The sequence below is a fragment of the Mesorhizobium sp. M7A.F.Ca.US.011.01.1.1 genome (assembly GCF_003998295.1).
Classification (GTDB): Bacteria; Pseudomonadota; Alphaproteobacteria; order Rhizobiales; family Rhizobiaceae; genus Mesorhizobium.
In genome coordinates, this window is the sequence record NZ_RZRT01000019.1 from 1 (window position 1) to 21,581 (window position 21,581).

The 21,581-nt window shown below is 64.1% G+C and carries 19 protein-coding genes; 10 read left to right on the plus strand and 9 right to left on the minus strand.

What is annotated here, in order from left to right; translation table 11 throughout:
• The 7 genes from EOA13_RS18515 to EOA13_RS18545 all read left to right on the plus strand — a co-directional run.
• Nucleotides 1–1,220 (plus strand): CmpA/NrtA family ABC transporter substrate-binding protein (locus EOA13_RS18515; protein WP_164780161.1); only part of this gene is annotated, 1,220 nt, incomplete at its 5' end.
• Between the two features lie 67 nt (nucleotides 1,221–1,287).
• Nucleotides 1,288–2,178, plus strand: a complete 891-nt coding sequence (gene ntrB / locus EOA13_RS18520) for a nitrate ABC transporter permease (protein ID WP_127294758.1) — start codon at nucleotides 1,288–1,290, stop codon at nucleotides 2,176–2,178.
• 10 nt (nucleotides 2,179–2,188) lie between these two features.
• Nucleotides 2,189–2,986, plus strand: coding sequence for an ABC transporter ATP-binding protein (locus EOA13_RS18525; RefSeq protein WP_127294759.1), 798 nt, complete (start codon nucleotides 2,189–2,191; stop codon nucleotides 2,984–2,986).
• A gap of 4 nt (nucleotides 2,987–2,990) precedes the next feature.
• A complete protein-coding gene (nirB, locus tag EOA13_RS18530) occupies nucleotides 2,991–5,441 on the plus strand; it encodes a nitrite reductase large subunit NirB (protein WP_127294760.1) in 2,451 nt (816 codons plus the stop codon).
• A 217-nt stretch (nucleotides 5,442–5,658) separates the two neighbouring features.
• Nucleotides 5,659–5,988, plus strand: coding sequence for a nitrite reductase small subunit NirD (gene nirD / locus EOA13_RS18535; RefSeq protein ID WP_127294761.1), 330 nt, complete (start codon nucleotides 5,659–5,661; stop codon nucleotides 5,986–5,988).
• A 4-nt stretch (nucleotides 5,989–5,992) separates the two neighbouring features.
• Entirely contained in the window at nucleotides 5,993–8,863 is a 2,871-nt protein-coding gene (locus EOA13_RS18540) for a nitrate reductase (RefSeq protein WP_127294762.1), read from the plus strand.
• Between the two features lie 99 nt (nucleotides 8,864–8,962).
• Nucleotides 8,963–9,229: a BrnA antitoxin family protein gene (locus EOA13_RS18545; protein ID WP_023809413.1), complete on the plus strand. Its 267-nt coding sequence runs from the start codon at nucleotides 8,963–8,965 to the stop codon at nucleotides 9,227–9,229.
• 17 nt (nucleotides 9,230–9,246) lie between these two features.
• Here the strand turns inward: EOA13_RS18545 and EOA13_RS18550 are convergent, their stop codons facing one another.
• The 9 genes from EOA13_RS18550 to EOA13_RS18590 form a co-directional block, all read right to left on the minus strand.
• The gene (locus EOA13_RS18550) at nucleotides 9,247–9,603 is read right to left on the minus strand and encodes a cupin domain-containing protein (protein WP_127294763.1); all 357 of its coding nucleotides are present in this window, start codon (nucleotides 9,601–9,603) and stop codon (nucleotides 9,247–9,249) included.
• A 55-nt stretch (nucleotides 9,604–9,658) separates the two neighbouring features.
• The gene (locus EOA13_RS18555; protein ID WP_127294764.1) at nucleotides 9,659–11,041 is read right to left on the minus strand and encodes an FAD-binding oxidoreductase; all 1,383 of its coding nucleotides are present in this window, start codon (nucleotides 11,039–11,041) and stop codon (nucleotides 9,659–9,661) included.
• A 29-nt stretch (nucleotides 11,042–11,070) separates the two neighbouring features.
• Entirely contained in the window at nucleotides 11,071–12,180 is a 1,110-nt protein-coding gene (locus tag EOA13_RS18560; protein ID WP_127294765.1) for an ABC transporter ATP-binding protein, read from the minus strand.
• A 1-nt stretch (nucleotide 12,181) separates the two neighbouring features.
• Nucleotides 12,182–12,970 carry an ABC transporter permease gene (locus EOA13_RS18565; protein WP_127294766.1) on the minus strand — a complete coding sequence of 263 codons (789 nt, stop codon included), beginning with the start codon at nucleotides 12,968–12,970 and terminating at the stop codon, nucleotides 12,182–12,184.
• A complete protein-coding gene (locus tag EOA13_RS18570; protein ID WP_127294767.1) occupies nucleotides 12,967–13,875 on the minus strand; it encodes an ABC transporter permease in 909 nt (302 codons plus the stop codon). Before EOA13_RS18570 ends, EOA13_RS18565 begins: the two co-directional genes overlap by 4 nt.
• Nucleotides 13,876–13,899: 24 nt before the next feature.
• A complete protein-coding gene (locus EOA13_RS18575) occupies nucleotides 13,900–14,979 on the minus strand; it encodes an extracellular solute-binding protein (protein ID WP_127294769.1) in 1,080 nt (359 codons plus the stop codon).
• A 4-nt stretch (nucleotides 14,980–14,983) separates the two neighbouring features.
• Nucleotides 14,984–15,676: an XRE family transcriptional regulator gene (locus tag EOA13_RS18580; protein ID WP_127294771.1), complete on the minus strand. Its 693-nt coding sequence runs from the start codon at nucleotides 15,674–15,676 to the stop codon at nucleotides 14,984–14,986.
• 134 nt (nucleotides 15,677–15,810) lie between these two features.
• Nucleotides 15,811–16,905: an ROK family transcriptional regulator gene (locus tag EOA13_RS18585; protein ID WP_127294928.1), complete on the minus strand. Its 1,095-nt coding sequence runs from the start codon at nucleotides 16,903–16,905 to the stop codon at nucleotides 15,811–15,813.
• 57 nt (nucleotides 16,906–16,962) lie between these two features.
• Nucleotides 16,963–17,613, minus strand: a complete 651-nt coding sequence (locus tag EOA13_RS18590) for an SGNH/GDSL hydrolase family protein (RefSeq protein ID WP_127294773.1) — start codon at nucleotides 17,611–17,613, stop codon at nucleotides 16,963–16,965.
• 323 nt (nucleotides 17,614–17,936) lie between these two features.
• Here EOA13_RS18590 and EOA13_RS18595 point away from each other — a divergent pair, with 323 nt between their 5' ends.
• The 3 genes from EOA13_RS18595 to EOA13_RS18605 all read left to right on the plus strand — a co-directional run bounded on the left by EOA13_RS18595 (nucleotide 17,937) and on the right by EOA13_RS18605 (nucleotide 21,580).
• Complete coding sequence (locus tag EOA13_RS18595; protein ID WP_127294775.1) at nucleotides 17,937–19,016, plus strand: substrate-binding domain-containing protein; 1,080 nt, start codon at nucleotides 17,937–17,939, stop codon at nucleotides 19,014–19,016.
• Between the two features lie 81 nt (nucleotides 19,017–19,097).
• Nucleotides 19,098–20,609 carry a sugar ABC transporter ATP-binding protein gene (locus EOA13_RS18600; RefSeq protein WP_127294777.1) on the plus strand — a complete coding sequence of 504 codons (1,512 nt, stop codon included), beginning with the start codon at nucleotides 19,098–19,100 and terminating at the stop codon, nucleotides 20,607–20,609.
• Nucleotides 20,610–20,617: 8 nt separating this feature from the next.
• Nucleotides 20,618–21,580, plus strand: a complete 963-nt coding sequence (locus EOA13_RS18605; protein ID WP_127294779.1) for an ABC transporter permease — start codon at nucleotides 20,618–20,620, stop codon at nucleotides 21,578–21,580.
• Nucleotide 21,581 lies beyond the last annotated feature (1 nt).

A 21,581-nucleotide genomic window follows, 5' to 3' on the forward strand; every position in this document is an offset into this window, starting at 1 on the left:
CCCGCAACCTCTCCCCTCCCGGCCCCTGGGCCGCGACCGCCACTCCGGAGGTCACCGGCGCCAAGCTCGGCTTCATTGCCCTCACCGATGCGGCACCGCTGATGATCGCCAAGGAGAAGGGGCTGTTCGCCAAGTTCGGCATGCCCGATGTCGAGGTGCTCAAGCAGGCCTCCTGGGGCGCGACGCGCGACAATCTGATGCTCGGCGGCGCCGCCAACGGCATCGACGGTGCCCATATTCTGACGCCGCTGCCTTACCTTATGCACACCGGCAAGGTGACGCAGAACAACCAGCCGATGCCGATGGCGATCGTGGCGCGGCTCAACTACGACTGCCAAGGCATTTCGGTCGCCCAGGAATATGCCGGCACCGGTGTCGGTCTCGACGCCTCGAAGCTGAAAGACGCTTTTGCCGCCAAGAAAGCGGCTGGCAAGGAAATCAAGGCCGCCATGACCTTCCCGGGCGGCACGCATGATTTGTGGCTGCGCTACTGGCTGGCCGCCGGTGGCATCGACCCCGACAAGGATGTCTCGACCATCGTCGTGCCGCCGCCGCAGATGGTGGCCAACATGAAGGTCGGCAACATGGACGTGTTCTGTGTCGGCGAACCGTGGAACGAGCAGCTCGTCCATCAGGGCGTCGGCTTCACCGCCGCCACGACGGGCGAATTGTGGAAGGGCCATCCGGAAAAGGCGCTCGGCCTGCGCGCCGAATTCATCGAGAAATATCCGAACGCAACCAAGGCGATCCTGATGGCCGTCATGGAAGCCCAGCAATGGTGCGAGGCCGCTGAGAACAAGGACGAGATGGCCGCCATCATCGGCAAGCGGCAATGGATGAACGTGCCAGTCGCCGACATCATCGGCCGGCTCAAGGGCGACATTAACTACGGCAATGGCCGCGTCGCCAACGGCAGCGATCTCTACATGAAGTTCTGGAAGGGCGGCGTCTCCTATCCGTTCAAGAGCCACGATGCGTGGTTCCTTGCCGAGAACATCCGCTGGGGCAAGTTCGCGCCGACCACCGACATCAAGGCGCTGGTCGATCAGGTCAACCGCGAGGATTTGTGGCGCGAAGCGGCCAAGGATCTCGGAGTCGCGGCGGCCGACGTTCCGGCGTCGTCGTCGCGCGGCGTCGAGACCTTCTTCGACGGCAAGATCTTCGACCCGGCCAACCCATCCGCCTATCTCGACAGCCTGAAGATCAAGGCCTCGGCGTAGCCCAACCGCAAGCGGCGTCCTGCGCCGCTTGCGATCACTACCTGCCCCCAAGGAGTTTTTCCCAGACATGTCGATCCAGACTATCGAGGACACAAAGGTGAAGGCGTTCCCCGCGAAGCCGGCGGAGGTCATCGCCTTCACCGCAAAGGCACGACGCCGCTTCGATCCGCTTGCGATTGCCGGCAAACTGGCGAGCGCGCTGGTGCCGCCCATCATCGTCATCGCGCTGATGCTGGTCGTCTGGCAGATCGCCTGTTCGTCGCCGACATCAAGCCTGCCGCCGCCGACCCAGGTGTGGAACGAGGCCTACGATTTGATCGCGCATCCGTTCTTCGACAATGGCCCGCAGGATATCGGTCTGGCATGGCGCGTGCTGATCTCGCTGCAGCGTGTTGCCATCGGCTTCGGCCTGGCGGCGATCGTCGGTGTCGCGCTCGGCGCGCTGGTCGGTCAGTCGATCTGGGCGATGCGCGGCCTCGACCCGGTGTTCCAGATCCTGCGCACCGTGCCGCCGCTCGCCTGGTTGCCGCTGTCGCTGGCTGCGTTCCGCGATTCCAGCCCGTCGGCGATCTTCGTCATCTTCATCACCTCGATCTGGCCAATCATCATCAACACCGCCGTCGGCGTGCGCAACATCCCCGAGGATTACCGCAACGTCTCGCGCATCCTGCGGCTCAACCAGTTCGAATTCTTCGTCAAGATCATGGTGCCGGCCGCCGCGCCCTACATCTTTACCGGCCTGAGGATCGGTATCGGCCTGTCCTGGCTCGCCATCGTCGCCGCCGAAATGCTGACCGGTGGCGTCGGCATCGGCTTCTTCATCTGGGACGCGTGGAACTCGTCGCGGCTGCCCGACATCATCGTCGCGCTCGCCTATATCGGTGTTACCGGCTTCTGCCTCGACCGGCTGGTCGCGGCGGTCGGCGCCTTCGTCACCCGCGGCACAACGGCAAAGTGAGGAGAGGGGCATGACGGCCTATCTGAAGCTCGACCATATCGACAAATCCTTCGCTCGTGGTGCCCAGGTCAGCGAGGTGTTGAAGGACATCAGGCTGACCATCGACAAGGGCGAATTCGTCTCCATCATCGGCCATTCCGGCTGTGGCAAGTCGACCTTGCTCAATCTGATCGCCGGCCTGACCAAGGTGTCCGCCGGCGCCGTGCTGCTTGAGGACAAGGAGGTTGACAGCCCCGGACCGGAACGCGCCGTGGTGTTCCAGAACCACAGCCTTTTGCCGTGGCTGACCGTCTACGAAAACATCAATCTGGCGGTGTCGAAGGTCTTCGGTCGTTCGAAGAGCAAGGCCGAGCGGCATGACTGGATTATGCGCAATCTCGACCTCGTGCAGATGGCGCATGCCAAGGACAAGCGTCCGGCCGAGATATCGGGCGGCATGAAGCAGCGTGTCGGCATCGCCCGGGCGCTGGCCATGGAGCCGAAGATCCTGCTGCTCGACGAGCCGTTCGGCGCGCTCGATGCGCTGACGCGCGCCCATCTGCAGGACGCGGTGATGGACATCCATTCCAGGCTCGGCTCGACGACGATCATGATCACCCATGATGTCGACGAGGCGGTGCTGCTTTCCGACCGCATCGTCATGATGACCAATGGCCCGGCGGCAACCATCGGCGAAGTGCTTGCCGTGCCGCTGGCGCGGCCGCGCCGGCGCGTCGAACTCTCTTCCGACCGGACCTTCCTGCGCTGCCGCGAGGCGGTGCTGAAGTTCCTCTACGAACGCCACCGCTTCGTCGAAGCCGCGGAGTAGCACCATGAGCGAAAGACTTGTCATCATCGGCAACGGCATGGCCCCCGGGCGCATGCTCGAGCACCTGCTGGAACAGGCGCCGGGCCGCTACACCGTCACCATCTTCAACGCCGAGCCGCGCGTCAACTACGATCGCATCATGCTGTCGCCGGTGCTGTCGGGCGAGAAAGCCTATGAGGAGATCATCATCCACGGCGACGGCTGGTACATCGCCAACAACATCACCCTCTACAAGGGCCACAAGATCGTCACCATCGATCGGTCAGCGAAGACCGTCACGTCCGATCATGGCGTGACCGAGCCCTACGACAAGCTCGTCATCGCCACCGGCTCGGTGCCGTTCATCATTCCGGTGCCCGGCCATGACCTGCCGGGCGTGCTGACCTATCGCGATCTCGACGACGTGCAGGCGATGATGCTTGCCGCCCAGTCGCGGGCCAAGGCGGTGGTCATCGGCGGCGGCCTGCTCGGGCTGGAGGCGGCGGCGGGCTTGAACGCACAAGGCATGGACGTCACCGTGCTGCATGTCATGCCGACCTTGATGGAGCGCCAGCTCGATCTGGCGGCCGGCTATCTGCTGCAGCGCGCGGTGGAGCAGCGCGGCATCAAGGTCATCACCAAGGCCAACACGCAGGCGATCACAGGCAACGGCAAGGTCGGGCAGGTGGAGCTTGCTGACGGCACCATTATCCCAGCAACGCTTGTGGTGATGGCCGTTGGCATCAGGCCGAATTCGGCGCTGGCCAAACAGGCCGGCATCGCCGTCAACAGGGGCATCGTCGTCGACGCCGGCATGCGCAGCAACGATCCCGACATCTACGCGCTCGGCGAATGCGCCGAGGTCAACGGGCAGGTCTATGGCCTCGTCGCACCGCTCTACGAGATGGCGCGCGTTACAGCCAGCCAGCTGGCCGGCAACCAGGCGGCGGCCTTCGTCCATACGGACACGCCGACCAAGCTCAAGGTCACCGGCATCGAGCTGTTCTCGCTCGGCGACTTCGCCGAGGGCGAGGATCGCCAGGAGATCGTGCTGCGCGACGCCGCCGCCGGCGTCTACAAGCGCCTGGTGCTGAAGGATGACCGCATCATCGGCACCGTGCTCTATGGCGAGACGGCTGACGGCGCCTGGTTCAACGACCTCAAGAAGAAGCAGACCGACATTTCCGAAATGCGCGACACGCTCATCTTCGGCCAGTCCTACCAGGGGGGTGCCCCGCTGGACCCTATGGCGGCCGTTGCAGCCTTGCCGGATGATGCGGAAATCTGCGGCTGCAACGGCGTTTGCAAGGGAAAGATCACCGGCGCGATCACGGCCAAGGGCCTGAACTCGCTCGACGACGTGCGTGCCCACACCAAGGCCTCGGCCTCCTGCGGCTCCTGCACCGGGCTGGTCGAGAAGCTCATGGTGCTGACCATCGGCGACAAATACAATCCGGCGGCGGTGCAGCCGATGTGCGGCTGCACGACGCTTGGTCATGACGAGGTGCGCCGGCTGATCATCGCCAAGCGCCTGAAGACCATTCCCGCCGTCATGCAGGAACTGGAATGGACGACCTCTTGCGGCTGCGCCAAATGCCGGCCGGCGCTGAACTACTATCTCGTCTGCGACTGGCCGGACGACTACGCCGACGACTACCAGTCGCGCTTCATCAACGAGCGCGTCCACGCCAACATCCAGAAGGACGGCACCTATTCGGTGGTGCCGCGCATGTGGGGCGGAGTGACCAACGCCGCCGAACTGCGCGCCATTGCCGACGTCGTCGACAAGTTCGAAATCCCGATGGTCAAGGTCACCGGCGGCCAGCGCATCGATATGCTCGGCATCCGCAAGGAGGACCTGCCGGCGGTGTGGGCCGATCTCGGCCAGGCCGGCTTCGTTTCCGGCCACGCCTATGCCAAGGGCCTGCGCACGGTGAAGACCTGCGTCGGCTCGGACTGGTGCCGCTTCGGCACGCAGGATTCGACGGGCTTCGGCGTCCGCATCGAAAAATTCATGTGGGGCTCGTGGACGCCGGCCAAGGTCAAGATGGCAGTGTCGGGCTGTCCGCGCAACTGCGCCGAAGCGACCTGCAAGGATGTTGGCGTCATCTGCGTCGACTCCGGCTACGAAATCCATTTTGCCGGGGCGGCCGGCCTCGACATCAAGGGCACCGAGGTGCTCGGCCTGGTCAAGACCGAGGATGAGGCGCTGGAGCATATCGTGGCGCTGACGCAGATGTATCGCGAGCAGGGCCGCTATCTCGAGCGCATCTACAAATGGGCCAAGCGCATCGGCATCCCCGAGATCAAGCGTCAGATCATGGACGATGGCGAGAAGCGCAAGGCTTATTACGAGCGCTTCGTCTTCAGCCAGAAATTCGCCCAGGTCGACCCGTGGTCGGAACGCGTTTCCGGCAAGGACAAGCACGAATTTCGGCCGATGGCCTCGGTCGGGTTTGCGCAGGCGGCGGAGTGATGGAGATGTCTGCGCGAGCCGCCCCCCTCTGGCCTGCCGACCATCTCCCCCGCAAGGGGGGAGATCGAATGTCGTTTCGGCCTTCGCCAATCTCCAACGTTGCAGGACGGTCGCCGTCATTGAAGCTGCCAATCTCCCCCCTTGCGGGGGAGATGTCCGGCAGGACAGAGGGGGGTGCCTGGGCGCCTTCCGATCAAGCAGAGGCGAGGGCAACCACATGAACTGGGTATCAATCGGCTCCATCTCCGACATCCCCCGCCGCGGCGCGCGCTGCGTCGCAACGCCCGAAGGGAAAATCGCGGTCTTCCGCACCGCCGACGATCAGGTCTACGCCATCGACGACCATTGCCCGCACAAGGGTGGACCACTCAGCCAGGGCATCGTGCACGGGACGTCGGTGACCTGTCCCTTGCACAATTGGGTGATTTCGCTGGAGACGGGCAAGGCGCTCGGCGCCGACGAGGGCGCGGTGCGCACCATTCCGGTGCGGGTCGAAGGCGAGCATCTGTTCATTGCGCTGGAAGCGCTGGCCAGCCGCGCGGCCTGAACCCATGGAGATCGACGAAGCGCGCGAGGTGAGGACCACCTGCCCCTATTGCGGAGTGGGCTGCGGCGTGCTGGCGAAGGCCGCAGCGGGCGGGCAAGTGTCCGTGCGTGGCGACCCCGACCACCCGGCCAATTTCGGCCGGCTCTGCTCCAAGGGCTCGGCACTGGCCGAGACCATCGACCTCGATGGCAGGCTGCTGCATCCGGAGGTCCACGGCCGCCGCGCCGGCTGGGACGAGGCGCTCGACCTTGTCGCCTCGACCTTCTCGCAAACCATCGCCGAGCATGGCCCGGATTCGGTTGCCTTCTATGTCTCCGGCCAGTTGCTGACCGAGGACTATTACGTCGCCAACAAGCTGATGAAGGGCTTTGTCGGCTCGGCCAACATCGACACCAACTCGCGGCTTTGCATGGCCTCCTCGGTTGCCGGCCACCGCCGCGCCTTCGGCTCCGACACCGTGCCGGGAACCTATGACGACCTGGAGCTAGCCGATCTCATCGTGCTGGTCGGCTCCAATCTCGCCTGGTGTCATCCCGTGCTCTACCAGCGCATCGCGGCGGCCCGGGAAAAGCGGCCGGAGATGAAGATCGTGCTGGTCGACCCGCGCCGCACCATGACCGCTGACATCGCCGACATGCACCTGGCGATCGCGCCGGATGGCGACGTCGCCCTGTTCACCGGGCTGCTCGCCTATCTCGGCCAGCACAATGTGCTCGACCGGGCTTACATCACGACGCACACGACCGGCTTCGGGCAAGCGCTTTTCGCAGCCTCCGCGCTCGACCTGTCCGGCGTCGCCGTCGCCAGCGGCCTGAGCGAGGACGAGCTTGGCCGCTTCTACAGCCTGTTTTCGGCGACCGCCAAAACGGTGACCGTCTACAGCCAGGGGGTGAACCAGTCGTCTTCAGGCACCGATAAGGTCAACGCCATCATCAATTGCCATCTCGCCACCGGCCGAATCGGCAAACCCGGTGCAGGGCCGTTTTCGGTGACCGGCCAGCCCAACGCCATGGGCGGCCGCGAGGTCGGCGGCATGGCCAACATGCTGGCCGCGCATATGGAGATCGAAAACCCCGATCATCGCGACCGCGTGCAGCGCTTCTGGAAGGCGCCTGATATCGCGCAAAAGTCCGGTCTCAAGGCAGTCGAGATGTTCCAGGCGCTGGCCGACGGGCGGATCAAGGCGCTGTGGATCATGGCCACCAACCCGGTCGATTCGATGCCGGACGCCGATGCCGTCGAGGCGGCGATCAAGGCGTGCCCGTTCGTGGTGGTGTCGGACGTGCTGGCCCAGACCGACACCGTCCGCCACGCCCATGTCCGGCTGCCCGCCGCCGCCTGGGGCGAGAAGGATGGCACCGTCACCAATTCAGAGCGCCGTGTGTTGCGCCAGCGTGCTTTTTTGGACCTGCCCGGAGAAGTGCTGCCGGACTGGCGGATTGTTGCCGAGGTGGGCAAAAGGATGGGGTTTGGCGAGGCGTTTTCCTATGCGACGCCAGGGGAGGTGTTTGCCGAGCATGCCGCGCTATCGGGGTTCGAGAATGATGGAGCGCGGGATTTCGATATTGGGGCTTATGCCGGGATTGATGCGGAGGCGTATGAGGCGCTTGAGCCGTTCCAATGGCCAGCGCCGAGCCCAGCCACCCCCCTCTGGCCTGCCGGCCATCTCCCCCGCAAGGAGGGAGATCCGACGGCATCCCTGCCTTCGCCAATCGCCAATGTTGCAGGAATGGCGGCAACGCCTGAACCGCCAATCTCCCCCCTTGCGGGGGAGATGGCCGGCAGGCCAGAGGGGGGTGTTCAAGCTGGACGTCAGCCTGAGGAGAGCGCTCAGGTCGGACGTGGCTCTTTTACCACCCGCTTCTTCGCCAACGGCGATTTCTACACACCCGACCGCAAGGCGTGCTTCATCGCCATCCGTCCGACCACGGAAGTCCGCACTAGTCCGGACTATCCGCTGATCCTCAATACCGGCCGTATCCGCGACCATTGGCATACCATGACGCGAACCGGCAAAAGCCCGCGTTTGTCGCAGCACATCGCCGAGCCCTTCGTCGAGATCCACCCGGTGGATGCGCAGCGCTTCGGCATCGGCGACGCCGACATCGTGCGCATTTCCAGCTCGCGCGGCGACGTGCTGGTCCGCGCGCTGGTGACGGCGCGCCAGCGCCAGGGCAGCCTGTTTGCGCCGATGCACTGGACCGATCAGTTCTCGGCAAAGGGCCGGCTCGACACGCTGACCGCGCCGCTCACCGATCCCATTTCCGGCCAGCCGGCGCTGAAACATGTCGCCGCCCGCATCGAGAAATTCGCCGCAAAAGCCTTTGGCTTCGCCGTGACACGGCGCAGGCCTGAGCCCGATACCGCGACCTACTGGGCGGTGGCCAAATGCAAGGGCGGCTGGCGGGTAGAGCTTGCCTTTGGCGATGACGGTATCGACTGGGCCGGCTTCGCAGGGTCCTTGTTCGGCACGTCACCGGGCGCCGAAATCCTCGCCTATCATGACCGCGACGCCGGCCAGCATCGCATCGCCGCCTTCGACGGCGACCAACTGTCAGGCGCCTTGTTCGTCGCGTCCGGGCCCGTTGCCGTGTCGCGTGGCTGGGCAGCGGAACAGTTGAGTGCCGATCATGTCGACCGCCGCGGCAGGCTGGCTATCGTGGCCGGGCGGCCGGGCGGGATCGACGTCGATCGCGGCGCCATCGTCTGCTCCTGCTTCGGCGTCGGCGCCAACCAGATCGCGGAAGCGGTGCGCGGCGGCTGCGGCAGCGTTGCGGCAATCGGCGCGGCCCTGCATGCCGGCACGAATTGCGGCTCCTGCCGTGCCGAGATCAGGGTCATCATCGACGCGCAGAGTCTTCAAGCAGCCGAGTGATTGTCCCGACCAAAGGGGCCTGCGCGACGGCGCTGGTTGGGCTATGGTGGCGCAAGCGTGCCACGTCGTGCACGAATCGTCTTCAGTCAGGGTCATCCAATGGCAAATCCCCCGCGTCGACCGACAAATCCGATGACGGCCGCCGAGGCGGCTTTCAAGCCGGTGAAGAAGCCGGCCGCGCCGGTTCGTGAGCCCTCCGCCGCTCCAGGCGTCAGGGAGCTTGTTTCGATCCGGATAGATCGCGCGGTGCTGGACCACTTCCAGGAGGATGGGCCGGGCTGGCAGGACCGCATCAACGACGCCTTGCGGCAGGCGATAGAAGGCAAGCCTGTTGTTGCCGAAGATGATCGTTCAGACGACGAGTAGCGGCTGTTCCAGTCAGCTCACGCCTCGAAGTGCAGGATATAGAGCTTGCGCGTCTTCTCGTGGATCGTCCATTCGCCTTTCCAGCCTTTCGGCAGCACCAGCATTTCGCCCGGACCGACGTCCTCGCTGCGGCCATCGGGACCATGCAGCGAGACCCGGCCTGACACGATGTGGCAGGTTTCGGAATTGCTGTCGCGCGAGGCGGTGAAGCGGCCTGATGTGCACTCCCAGACGCCAACTTCCAGCATGCCGTCCGGCGAGGTCCACAGCGTCTTCGAGGCTTCGCACTGATCGCCGCTGATCGAGGTCGGCTTGGGCTCGGGCTCGCCGAGATCGATGGAGGCGAGGTGGGCGAAGGTCTGGAAGTCGGTCATGGCAGTCTCCGGGCAGGCACTGAAAATGAAGAAAGTTTTGGAATCGCTCCGAGGCTCAATGCCCGGTGATGCGGTCGGCGATCGCGGCCAGTTTCGACGTGTGCTGGAGGCCGGCTTCCTCGCGCTCGTCGGCGACGCGGTAGAGCTGATACATCGAATGGACGCCGAGCCAGCGCATCGGCTCGGGCTCCCATTTGCTGACCTGACGGTTGACCCAGGGCAGGCGGGTCAGTTCGGTGTCGCGGCGCAGTATGAGGTCGCGCAGCGTCCGCCCCGAAAGGTTCGAGCTTGACACGCCAAGCCCGACATAGCCGCCGGCCCAGCCGATGCCGGTCTCAAGGTCGAGGCCCGATGTCGTGCACCAGTCGCGCGGCACGCCCAGCACGCCGCACCAGGCGTGGTCGATGCGAAGCTTGGCTGTCTGCGGCAGTAGGCGGGTGAGGATCGCGTGCAGGCTTTCGATCGTCGCCTGCTGCGTCTGGCCGCGCACATCGGTCTGCGAGCCGTAGCGATAGGGCACGCCGCGCCCGCCCATGGTGATGCGGCCTTCCCGGGTGCGCTGGGCATAGCAATAGGCGTGCGCGGCATCGCCCAGAAGCTCGTGGCCTTGCCAGCCGATCTCGTCCCACAAGGATTGCGGCAGCGGTTCGGTGATGATCTGCGCGCTGTTGAGCGGCAGCCAGAGCCGCTCATTGCCTGATATGCCGGCCGTGAACCCTTCCGTGGCGCGGATGATGATCGGCGCGCGCACGGTGCCGCGGTTCGTCGTGACCTTGCCCTTCTCGATGCCGGTCACGGTGGTCTGCTCGTAGATCGGCACGCCAATGCGTTCGACGGCTTCGGACAAGCCGCGCACCAGCTTGGCTGGCTGCACGCGTGCGGTGCCGTGGTGGATATAGCCGCCAAGCACATTTTTGATGTTGATGCGGGCTCTGGCCTCTTCCTGACCGATCAGGCTGACGCGGTCCTGCGGCACGCTCCAGCCGATCGCATCGGCATAGGCGGCCTTGATCCGTTCGAGCTGCGGCGGGTTGGTGGCGACCGTCAGATTGTCGACGCGGCGGATGTCGGCATCGATGCCTTCGGCCTCGGTCACCTCTATCACTTCGTCGACCGTGCCATGCATGGCCGTTTCCATGTCGATGACGGCGCCCCGCGTCGATGTCCGCAGATATTTCTCGCGCGACCAGCTGAAGCCGCCGGACAGCCAACCACCATTGCGGCCCGACGCGCCGAAGCCGGCGAACTCCCTTTCGACGATGGCGATGCGGATCGAAGGATCGGCCTTCTTCAGATAGTAGGCCGTCCACAGGCCGGTGTAGCCGGCGCCGACAATGCAGACATCGGCTTCGAGGTCACCCGGGAGCGGCGCGCGATAGGCCGGCAGCCCGATGTCGGCATACCAGAACGAGACGTTGCCGTTGACTTTGGCGTCCATGTCTAAAAATCCTGCGGGGAAAAGAGCGATCAGGTCATCGTCATGTCGGCGCGATCGTCGTCGGCAAGAAGTTTTGCATCGACTACCGACCAGCGCAGATCGACCTCTTCGCCAATGGCGAAAGGCTTGGCTTCCAGGGAGGCGCGCACGATGGCGACCGAGCCGTCGCGAAGCGTCACCTGGTATTTCGAACCTGACCCCAGATAAATCGCTTCGCTGACCTGACCGGTCAGGCTGTTCTGCCCGGCGGCGGGCGGCGTGTTCGTGGTGGCGAGTGAAAGCTTTTCCGGCCGCAGCAGGACCACCGGTTTCTGGCCGCCGGCGAGCTTGCCGCCGGCAACGATCTTCTGGCCGGCGATCGTCAAACTGGTCTCACCTCCGGACGTCTGGGCAGCGCCACGCAAGCTGGTCGATTCACCGATGAATTTCGCCACGAACAGTGTCGCCGGCTCGTCATAGAGCTGGCGCCCGGTTCCGACCTGCTCGATGCGCCCCTGATTGAACACGGCGATGCGGTTGGACAGAACCAGCGCCTCCTCCTGGTCGTGCGTCACATAGACGAAGGTGGTGCCGAGCTCGCGGTGGATACGCTTGATCTCCAGCTGCAGCCATTCGCGCAGTTTCTTGTCGAGCGCGCCGAGCGGCTCGTCCATCAGCAGCAAGGGCGGATCGAAGACGATGGCGCGCGCCAGCGCCACGCGCTGCTGCTGGCCGCCGGAGAGCTCCGAGGGATAACGATGCGCGAAGTCGGCCATCTTGACCATGTCGAGCGCTCGTACGACGAGACGGTCGCGCGCCTGCTTGTCCATGCCGCGCAAGGTGAGGGGATAGGCGACGTTCTTGCCGACCGTCATGTGCGGGAACAGCGCGTAGTGCTGGAACACGACGCCGATGTTGCGCTTGTGCGCCGGCAGGGCGACGATGCTGTTGCCGCCGACGGCAAGATCGCCTGCGGTGAGGTCGGTGAAGCCCGCAACGACGTTGAGCGTGGTCGTCTTGCCCGAGCCGCTGGGCCCCAGCAGCGTCATGAACTCGCCGGGCTCGATATGCAGGCTGACATCGTCGAGCGCGGTGAAATTGCCGTAGCGCTTGGTTGCGCCCTTGATGTCGATGGCCGCGCCACGTTCCCTCGCAGTCATCTCAACTCCTCGTCGATTTCGAGCTGATGATCAGCCCGGCGCTGATGATCAGCGTCGTGGCAATGAAGATGATGGTTCCGACGGCCGTCACCGTCGGGTCGGCGTCGCGGGTGATGCTGGTGAAGATCTGCACCGGCAAGGTCTTGAGGTAGGGGCTGGTGATGAACAGCGCGACGATGATTTCATCGAAGGAGGTGACGAAGGCAAACAAAAGCCCCGACAGGATGCCGGGCGCGATCAGCGGCAAGGTCACGGTGCGGAACGTGGTGAAGCGGTCGGCGCCGAGGCTGGCCGCCGCCGTTTCCAGCCGCACGTCGAAGACTTCGAGGCTTGCCGATACGGCGATGATGACGAAGGGGATCGCCAGCATCGTGTGCGCGATGACGAAGCCGGTGGTGGTGCCGACAAGCTGGTAGTCGAGGTAAACGGCATAGATGCCGATCGCCAGCACCACGCCGGGCACGATCATCGGCGTGATCAGGATGGCGCGCAGCAGGCCGGCGCCGGAATGTTTCATGCGGCTGAGGCCAAGCGACGCCAGCGTGCCGATCAGCGTGGCGGCGATGGCGACGAGGCCGGCGACCCTGAGCGAATTGAAGAAGCTCGACAGCCAGTCGGGGTTGGTGAAGAAATTCGCGTACCACTGCCACGAGAAGCCGGACGGCGGGAAGGCAAGCGACTTCTTCTCGTTGAACGACATCGGGATGATGACCAGCGTCGGCATCACCAGCCATACGGCGACCAGTAGGCAGAACAGGCCGAGCAGAATGCGGAACGGTGCCAGTCTCATGATCTGGACGCCTGCTTGTGGCGCTGGCGCATCAGCGGTGCGGCGAGCGCCAGAAGCACGAACGTCGCGACCAGCAGCACGACGCCCATGGCGCCGCCACGGCCCCAGTTGAGCAGGCTAAGCACCTGGCTCTGCACCAGCGTCGACAGCATGGTGCTGCGCGGGCCGCCGAGCAGGGCAGGGGTGATGTAGAAGCCGAGCGACAGGATGAAGACGATGATGGCGCCGGCAAAGACGCCGGGCAGCGACAGCGGCAGATAGATCTGCAGGAAGGCGCGTGCCGGGCGCGCACCGAGGCTGCGCGCCGCTTGCACGAGGCGCAAATCGATGCCGCGCATGACCGAATAGAGCGGCAGGATCATGAACGGCAGCAACACCTGCGCCATGCCGATGACGACGCCGGTCTGCGTGCGGATCAGCTTCACGCCGTCAAAGCCGAGCAGCCTGATCACCGAATTGATGATGCCGGAATCCTGCAGCAGGATGACCCAGGCCAGGGTGCGCACCACGCCGCTGACCCAGAACGGCACCAGCACGCACAGGATGAGGACCAGCCGCAGGCGCGGCCCGACCGCCGTCATGAGATAAGCGTAGGGGTAGGCGGCGATGACGCAGACGATGGTGACCCAGGCGGCGATGGAAAAGGTGCGCCACAGGACAGTGACGTTCACCGGCGTGGAGAAGAACCAGACGTAGTTCTGCAGGCCCCAGGCCGGGTCCGAAAAACTGCGCAGCGTGACGGTCAGCAAGGGATAGCCCATAGCGGCGATAAGCAGGAGCAGGGCCGGCATCGCCAGCAGCGAAGGATAGGCGGCAAGGCGCAGGCGCCGTTGCGGCCCCCGCACGGCGCCTGACGGCCGGGAATTTTCATGCCCGGCCGTCGATGTACGCGATGTCCGGCTCACGCCTTCACCTTGGCTGTAGCCGGCTCAGTTGCCGGCCATCAGTGCCGTCCACTTGTCGGATGCCGTCGCGAAGTTTGCGACCCAGAACTTGATGTTCTGCTGATAGCCGAGCTTGGCGTGGTCCGGCGTGTTGGTCAGGAAGGCGGCGACGGAGGCGTCCACCTTGGGCTGTGCCTCATTGTTGATCGGCGAGTAGGACGTCTGCTCGGTCAGGATCTCCTGCGACTTCTTGCCGAGATAGGCGTTGATCAGCGCATAGGAGGCGTCGGTGTCCTTGGCGCCGACCGGGATGGTCATCTGATCCATGACGACCAGCCAGTCCTTCCAGGCCGGCGTGTAGGCAGCGCCGTTCTTGACAGCGGTCATGGCGCGGCCGGTCCACATGATGATCATGTCGGCCTCGCCGGATTCAGCGAGCTGCTGGGATTCGGCGCCGGTCTTCCAGAAGATGGTGTCCGGACCGATCGCCTTGATCTTGGCGATGCCCTTGTCGATGTCGGCCGCCGTCATGGCGTCGACCGAGCCGCCATCGGCCAGGATGGCCTGTTCGATCAGGCCGCCGATCGGGCTGCCGCTGCCGTCGATGGCGCGCGTGCCGGGGAATTTCGCGGTGTCGAAGAAATCCTTCCAGTCCTTGGGCGGGTTATCCTTGTACTTGTCGTTCTTGTACATCAGCACCATGCCGTAGTTCATCGCCGGCACGCTGCACTCGCCGACCTGTCCGGCCGGGATGTGCGAAATGTCGAGCTTGGTCAGGTCGAGCTTCTGGAACAGTTTTCCGCAATGCACGAAGGGCGGAAAATCGTCCGTATCGACGACATCCCAGGTCACATTGCCGGACTCCACCTGCGCCTGGAGCTTGGCGATTTCGGTCGGTCCGTCGTTCAGCAGCTTGACGCCGCTCTTGTCGACGAACTCCTTGAGGGCCGCGACCTGGCCGTCCTGGTAGATGCCGCCATAGGAGACGAAGGTCAGCGTCTTGCCCTTCAGCGACCCGTCGACGACGGTCCCGGCCGGCGGTGCGTTCTGCGCGTGAGCGGCGGCCGCAAGCAAGGCCATCGCGGCGGCACTGAGAAATCCGGCCAATCTTGATCTGCTTCCCATTTTTCTAATCCTCCGATGGCTCGCTGTTTGATTTTGGCAGACCGGATGCGAGCGTTTTCCGGGCTACATATTGGTCGAGATCGACAGCGCCGCTTGTCGGCGGCGCGATGATCCAGAGCACTTCGGCCACCGTGTCGCCGACATTGATGGTCCTGTGCGGCGCCGAGGTCGAATATTCGATGCTGTCGCCCACTTCCAGGGTGAAGCTCTCGTCGCCGAGCGTCAGCTGCACGCGCCCGCGCAGCACGAGGAACATTTCGTGCGCGTTGCCATGCGTATAGGGCACGTCGCCGGTCGAGCCGCCGACGGCGAATTCGCCGCAATAGACTTCCATCTCCCGAATCGGCCGGCGCGACAGCAGCGTCTTGCGGTAGCCTTCGCTGGTCGGCAGGGCCGGCCGCTCGGCGCGTGTCAGCACCGCGTGCGGCGAGACTTCGCATTCGTCGAAAAGATCGGCGAGGCTGATGCCGAGCGAATTGGCGATCAGCATTAGCGTGCTGGTGTTGGCGCCCGAAAGGCCACGCTCGAGCTGGCTCAGGAAACTGGCCGTGGTGCCGATCATGTCGCCGAGTTGGCGCAGCGTCAGGCGCCGCGTGGTGCGATAGGCCTTAATGCGATCGCCCAACACCGTCGAGCGGCGCGCTTCCGCGCTGGACGCGGCGCTATCGTCTGGGATGTGATCCTCGGCAATCTTCATGGCGATCTCAGGGTTCACTTAACATGCTATTAAGTGAGGCCGCCTGGCAAGTGGAATCGCCTGGTCATTTGAAAATCATCGATGGACCTGCAGAGAGTCCGTATCGGCCGGCCGGCAGCGCCGGTTTGGCTCGATCACTGGATCATGAAGCGCGAACTGAACGGCAGGCTTGCCGCGCCGACAGCCTTCGGGCTGATGGTGACGCGCGCCGGCAACGCTTCGATGGTGGCGAATTCCCGGCTGATGTCGCCGCACAAGGCCTTGGCGATTTTCTGCGGCGCGTAGCTGGACAGGACGACCGTCCTGAATTCGACAAACTGGGTCAGTGCGGAGATCGAGGCTTTCAGGCGGTTGGAGCATTCCCCCAGCCATTCGCTGTAGGCCTCGCCGAGGTCCGGCCATTCAGGGCTGCTACTCCAGATGATTTCGGACGGGCGCCCGCGCATTGTCAGTTCGCTCTCCAGGCGCACAAGGCCATGATCGAAGCTGGCGCTGGAGTTTCCCTTGTAGATCTGGTGGTTGAGGATGAGCCTGCTCTGCAGCCGTGCTCCGAGATAGAAGAACAAATAGTCGTTGAGCGGCTTGGCGACGCCGAACATGCTTTCGCCGCCGGCCGCCGCGGTGATGTCGTTCTGGACGAAAACCGGCAGCTTGCTCTGCTCTTCGATCTCGCCTTGCAGAGCCTTGAGGGAAGTGCTCGATCCGTTACGAATTGCAGCCATCGCGTCGACTTCGTCGGGAACAGCCAGTCCGATGCCGGCAACGCGGCTGCGCGCGTCGACCGGCAGGCTCGTCATGGCTTGCCCGATCGCCCCCAGCAAATCGCTGCTTTGCGGAAACGGATTGGCTTCATCCGCCGGCAACTGCTTGTGGAAGCGCACGGTGCCAATGAAGTCGATGAGCGCGATGTCGATCCTGCGCCGGCTGAAGCCGACGCCAACCGCATAGGCGCCCTCCGGGTTGAGCGAAAGCGGGATGGTGGGCGGACCGACGCGGCCGCGCTGCGCCTCGCCCTGCGAGACCAGGCCTTCCTGCTCAAGCGAGCGGACGATGACCGAGGCCGTTTGCGCCGACAGGCCAGTCTTCTCGCCGATTTCCATCCGCGAAATGCCTTCGTTCTGCAGCAGCAGCGACAGCACCAGCCGCTCATTGTAGCTGCGCACGCTCAACGCATTCAGCCCGCTCGCACGATCGGCGATGCGCAAGGGATTGGGTGGTGCGAATCTCATGTCAGGCAAGGGTCGCCCCGTCGGTAAGAGCGCGTTGCCTGGCGGCGGCATGGTTGCTCATGTCGAGCGGCTCCAGCCGATGGCATCGACCGCGCGGGCGAGTGCGGTGCCCAGCAATCTGTGCGCCTCGGCATCGATGTGAAAGCCGTCCGCCTCGCTGCACGACACCACCGAGCCGGCATCGAAAAAGTGCAGTTCGAGCGAGTCCGCCAGAACCTCGAACTCGAGCGCCAGCAGGCGCGATTTCTCCGGCGCGCCGGCGAAGATGGACTTCCATTCCTTGACGTCGTCCTGCATCGGCGGCGGCGCCACGATCATGATCTCGGGCGTCGAGCCGCCCGGTCCGGGCGCCAGCTCCTTGATGTCGTAGACGAGGCAGCCGATCCCCATCGCCACTTCCGACGGCGGCTTGTTAAAGCGGATCTTCAGGTCGTTGGTGCCGAGCATGATGATGACGAGGTCGAGCGTCGCATGGCTCTGCAGGCAAGGGCGAAGATAGGTCCGGCCGTTCTTGTGGGCGCCCTCGATCGGATCGTCGTGGACAGTGGTCCGGCCGCTCAATCCCTCCTCGATGACATACCAATCGGCGCCTAGCTGAGTGCGCAGTATCCCTGGCCAGCGCTCACCCGGACCATAGCGCTCGAGCGGCCCCCTGCCGGGGATCTGGCCGTGCGTGTTGGAATCGCCATAACACAAGACTGATCGCATGTTTTTCCCGCCGGGACTGACAGCGCGCCGATACCGGCGAGCGCCATTCATGATGGATAGAGGAGCGATGAAAGGCAAGCAAGAGAATAGTCATTCAACATGACTAACTATTGACAGGCCGAATCCGCTGTGCTTCTAAAGTGCCCGGAGGAGTTCTCAACCGTCACCATCGTCCAGCCCAGGTTGGACCTCGACACGCATGTGTTCGGGGGCGGGAGAATTGCGTGCATCGGTCGGTTTGCGACGACGAGCATGCATTGGGAGAGCGTCTCGCGGCCCGTGCGAATTCGTAAGGCCGGGGCAACCACAAGGAGGAGAATTCAATGTTAGGATTGCTGAAAACCGTCGGTCTGGGAGTGCTCGTCGTATCAGCGCTTGCCGTGTCGTCCCTGGCGCATGCGGAAGATGTCAAGCTGATGGACGGCGTCGCGCCACGCCCCGACGACACGCGCATGACCGCGGCCGGCGCGTTCAAGAAGGACCCGCCCTGGGTCATCGGCATGAGCGACTTCGGCGTCAACGCCAACACCTGGACGGTGCAGGTGGCGCATGAGGCGGAAAATGCCGCGGCCAAGGACAAGCGCATCTCGAAATTCATCCTGCTCGATGCCGGCTTCGACCAGAAGAAACAGGTGGCCGATATCGAGGATCTGATCGCGCAGCATGTCGACGCGATCATCGTTCAGCCGGTGACCAGCACATCGGCGAATGCCAGCATCGCCAAGGCGGTCGCCGCCGGCATCCCCGTCATCCTTCACACCGGCCGCATCGATTCCGATGCCTACACCACCGAGATCCAGGGCGGCGCCGAGCACTTCGGCAAGGTGATGGGCGACTGGCTGGTGAAGACCGTTGGCGACAACGGCAAGATCTGGGTCCTGCGTGGCCTGGCCGGCCATCCGGAAGACACCAACCGCTACAACGGCCTCTTGGAATCGCTCAAGGGCACGCATGTGCAGATCATCGCCGAGGAGCATGGCGACTGGCAGTATGACAAGGCCAAGAAGCTGTGCGAGACGCTCTATTTGAACAATCCGCAGGTCGATGGCATCTGGTCGTCGGGCGCCGACATGACGCGTGCCTGCGTCGATGTCTTCAAGCAGTTCGGCACGCCCGTTCCGCCGATTTCCGGCGAGGGCAACAATGGCTATTTCGGCCAGTGGATCACGGACGGATTCAAGTCGATCTCGCCGGAATACAGCCCCGCTCAGGGTGCGGCCGGCGTGCGCGCCGCTGTCGCTCTGCTCGAGGGTCAACAACTCTACAAGCGCTATGTCTACAACCCCGACGGCTGGGATAAGCACAAGGCCGCCAAATACTACCGCGACGATTTGACGGCCAATGTCTGGTGGCCGAGCGAACTGCCCGAGGACAAGCTCAAGGAATATTACGGCAAGAAGTGACGGCGCCGTGGCTGGTGGGGAGTGGACAAGCATTCCCCGCAGGCCGTTCCATGTGTTGAATTTGGTTCGTTCGAGGGTTTCGTGACCAATCTTATCGAGATGTCCCACATTTCGAAGGCGTTCGGAGGGAGCAAGGCGCTCCATTCCGTTTCCCTCGATCTCAAGGCGGGCAGCGTCCACGCCCTGATGGGCGAGAACGGCGCCGGCAAATCGACGTTGATGAAGATCCTGGCGGGCGTGCATCAGCCCGATTTCGGCGAGATCTTCATGAACGGGGAAAAGCTCGATCTGAAGTCGCCGCGCGACGCGCTGGATGCCGGCATTTCGACCGTTTTCCAGGAGCACTCGCTGCTGCCCAATCTGTCGATCGCCGAGAACATGTTTCTGGGCCGGGAGCCGACGACACGGTTCGGCTCGATCGACTATCCCGCGATGAAAAGCCAGACCGCCAGGGCTCTTGGCGAACTCGGCCTCACGCTCGACCCGTCGCAACTCGTTTCCAACCTGACGATCGCCGAGCGGCAATTCGTCGAGATCGCGCATTGCATCCAGGCGGACGCCAGCGTGCTCATCCTCGACGAGCCGACGGCGGCGCTCAACGCAGCCGACGTCGATGTGCTCAACCGCAACATCCGCCGGCTGCGCGATAAGGGAAAGGCCGTCGTCTACATCTCGCATCGCATGGAGGAGATCTTCGAGCTGTGCGACACGGTGACGGTGCTGAAGGACGGCGCACTGGTCGGCACCAGGATGGTGTCCGAGATCACCACCGACGAACTCATCGCCATGATGGTCGGACGCGAACTCCAGGACCTTTTTCCCGATCGTACTGATAACAAAGGCGACGAGATACTGCGCGTCGAGAACCTGAGGATCACCGAGATATCGCGGCCGCTGTCGCTGACATTGCACAAGGGCGAGATCGTCGCCCTGGCCGGCCTGGAGGGACAGGGCCAGCAGCGCTTCCTGAGATCGCTGATCGGCCGCTATCATCCCTTCGCCGGGACGATTTCCGTCAACGGCAAAGCGCTGAAAATGCCGCTCCCGGCATCATCAGGCGTTCGCCATTTGCAGCAGCTGAGGGTCGGCTTCGTTCCCGAGGACCGCAAGGAAGAGGGGCTCTTCCTCGCTTTGCCGATCGCCCACAACATCGCCATCGGATTGCATTCGAGGCGATCCGAACTCGCGCCGGCGCGGCCGTATCGAAACGTCATCGCCCGCATGATGGAGGTCATGAACATAAAGGCGGCAGGGCCGTCCGCGCCGGTCGGCTCCCTGTCGGGCGGCAACCAGCAAAAGGTTCTCCTCGGCCGCTACCTGGCCGCCGATCTCGATCTTCTGCTGGTCGAGGAGCCGACCCGCGGCGTCGACATCGGCGCCAAGTCCGAGATCTACCACCTGCTGCGCGACTTTACCGCCAAGGGCGGCGCCGTGCTGGTGCTGTCGCGCGAGACGATCGAGTTGATCGGGCTCTGCGATCGCATCTACGTCGTCCACGACGACACCATCGTTGCCGAAATGCCGGCGGCGCAGGCGACGGAACACAAGATCCTCGACGCGGCCCTGACGGGCGGCTCCGCGCGCCAGCTCTAGGGGCTGCCATGGTTCGCTCGCTGTTCAACATCCTTAGTGGCCGGAACACGCGGCAAGGCCTGTGGGGCCTGCCACTGCTGGTCGCCTTGTTCATTTCGCTGTGGCTGACCGTCGAGACGACACAATTTGCCACGGCCGAAAACCTCTTCAACCTGGTGGCCCAGGCAATGCCGCTGATCATCGCGGCCATCGGACAGTTGGTGGTCGTGCTCATCGGCGGGCTCGATCTGTCGGTCGGCTCCGTCATCAGCTTCACCACGGCGGTGCTGGCGCTCGATCAGCCGGCTGTCGTGCTGATCCCGGCGGTCTTCGTGCTGGCGGCACTCATCGGGCTGATCAACGGCCTGGCGATCACCCGTTTCAACGTCCATCCGATCATCGCGACGCTGTCGACGCAGTACATCGTGCTCGGCATCACGCGCATCCTGCGTCCTGTGTCCGGCGGTACGGTGCCGGAGATCGTCATCGATGCCGTTTCAGGCAGTTTCCTCGGCGTTCCCTATCCGGTTTTCTGGGGCATCGTCGTGATCCTGGCAGCGTGGAAACTGCTCTATGGATCGCGATACGGGCTGCATCTGTTTGCGATTGGCGGCGGCATTGCTTCGGGCGCTGAAAGTGCTGCCCGCAATTTTGGCGTCTCCGACCGCCGCAACATCATCCTCGCCTATGTGGTCTGCTCCTGTTTCGCGGCGGCTGCCGGTGTCTTCCTGGCCGGGCGCATTGTGTCGGGCGATCCGAATGTCGGGCTGCTTTTCGAACTCGACACCGTGACCGCCGTGGCGCTTGGAGGCACCCAGCTCTCCGGCGGCATAGGCAGCCTGCACGGCACGGTGATCGGCGCGCTGGTCATGGCACTGCTGGCCAATGGCATGAACCTCGCCAACGTCTCGCCCTTTGTCCAGACGGCGATCAAGGGCGGCATCCTGCTGGCGGTGGTCGGGCTGCAATCCCGCAAGAAGATGGGGCTCTGAA

What these genes read in the sequence shown, in the direction of transcription:
- EOA13_RS18560 (WP_127294765.1), bottom strand. Translation starts at nt 12,180, where the DNA reads ATGACTGCGAGGGAACGTGGCGCGGCCATCGACATCAAGGGCGCAACC.
- EOA13_RS18575 (WP_127294769.1), bottom strand. Translation starts at nt 14,979, where the DNA reads ATGGGAAGCAGATCAAGATTGGCCGGATTTCTCAGTGCCGCCGCGATG.
- EOA13_RS18580 (WP_127294771.1), bottom strand. Translation starts at nt 15,676, where the DNA reads ATGAAGATTGCCGAGGATCACATCCCAGACGATAGCGCCGCGTCCAGC.
- ntrB (WP_127294758.1), top strand. Translation starts at nt 1,288, where the DNA reads ATGTCGATCCAGACTATCGAGGACACAAAGGTGAAGGCGTTCCCCGCG.
- EOA13_RS18590 (WP_127294773.1), bottom strand. Translation starts at nt 17,613, where the DNA reads ATGCGATCAGTCTTGTGTTATGGCGATTCCAACACGCACGGCCAGATC.
- nirB (WP_127294760.1), top strand. Translation starts at nt 2,991, where the DNA reads ATGAGCGAAAGACTTGTCATCATCGGCAACGGCATGGCCCCCGGGCGC.
- EOA13_RS18545 (WP_023809413.1), top strand. Translation starts at nt 8,963, where the DNA reads ATGGCAAATCCCCCGCGTCGACCGACAAATCCGATGACGGCCGCCGAG.
- EOA13_RS18525 (WP_127294759.1), top strand. Translation starts at nt 2,189, where the DNA reads ATGACGGCCTATCTGAAGCTCGACCATATCGACAAATCCTTCGCTCGT.
- nirD (WP_127294761.1), top strand. Translation starts at nt 5,659, where the DNA reads ATGAACTGGGTATCAATCGGCTCCATCTCCGACATCCCCCGCCGCGGC.
- EOA13_RS18595 (WP_127294775.1), top strand. Translation starts at nt 17,937, where the DNA reads ATGTTAGGATTGCTGAAAACCGTCGGTCTGGGAGTGCTCGTCGTATCA.
- EOA13_RS18555 (WP_127294764.1), bottom strand. Translation starts at nt 11,041, where the DNA reads ATGGACGCCAAAGTCAACGGCAACGTCTCGTTCTGGTATGCCGACATC.
- EOA13_RS18550 (WP_127294763.1), bottom strand. Translation starts at nt 9,603, where the DNA reads ATGACCGACTTCCAGACCTTCGCCCACCTCGCCTCCATCGATCTCGGC.
- EOA13_RS18605 (WP_127294779.1), top strand. Translation starts at nt 20,618, where the DNA reads ATGGTTCGCTCGCTGTTCAACATCCTTAGTGGCCGGAACACGCGGCAA.
- EOA13_RS18585 (WP_127294928.1), bottom strand. Translation starts at nt 16,905, where the DNA reads ATGAGATTCGCACCACCCAATCCCTTGCGCATCGCCGATCGTGCGAGC.
- EOA13_RS18565 (WP_127294766.1), bottom strand. Translation starts at nt 12,970, where the DNA reads ATGAGACTGGCACCGTTCCGCATTCTGCTCGGCCTGTTCTGCCTACTG.
- EOA13_RS18540 (WP_127294762.1), top strand. Translation starts at nt 5,993, where the DNA reads ATGGAGATCGACGAAGCGCGCGAGGTGAGGACCACCTGCCCCTATTGC.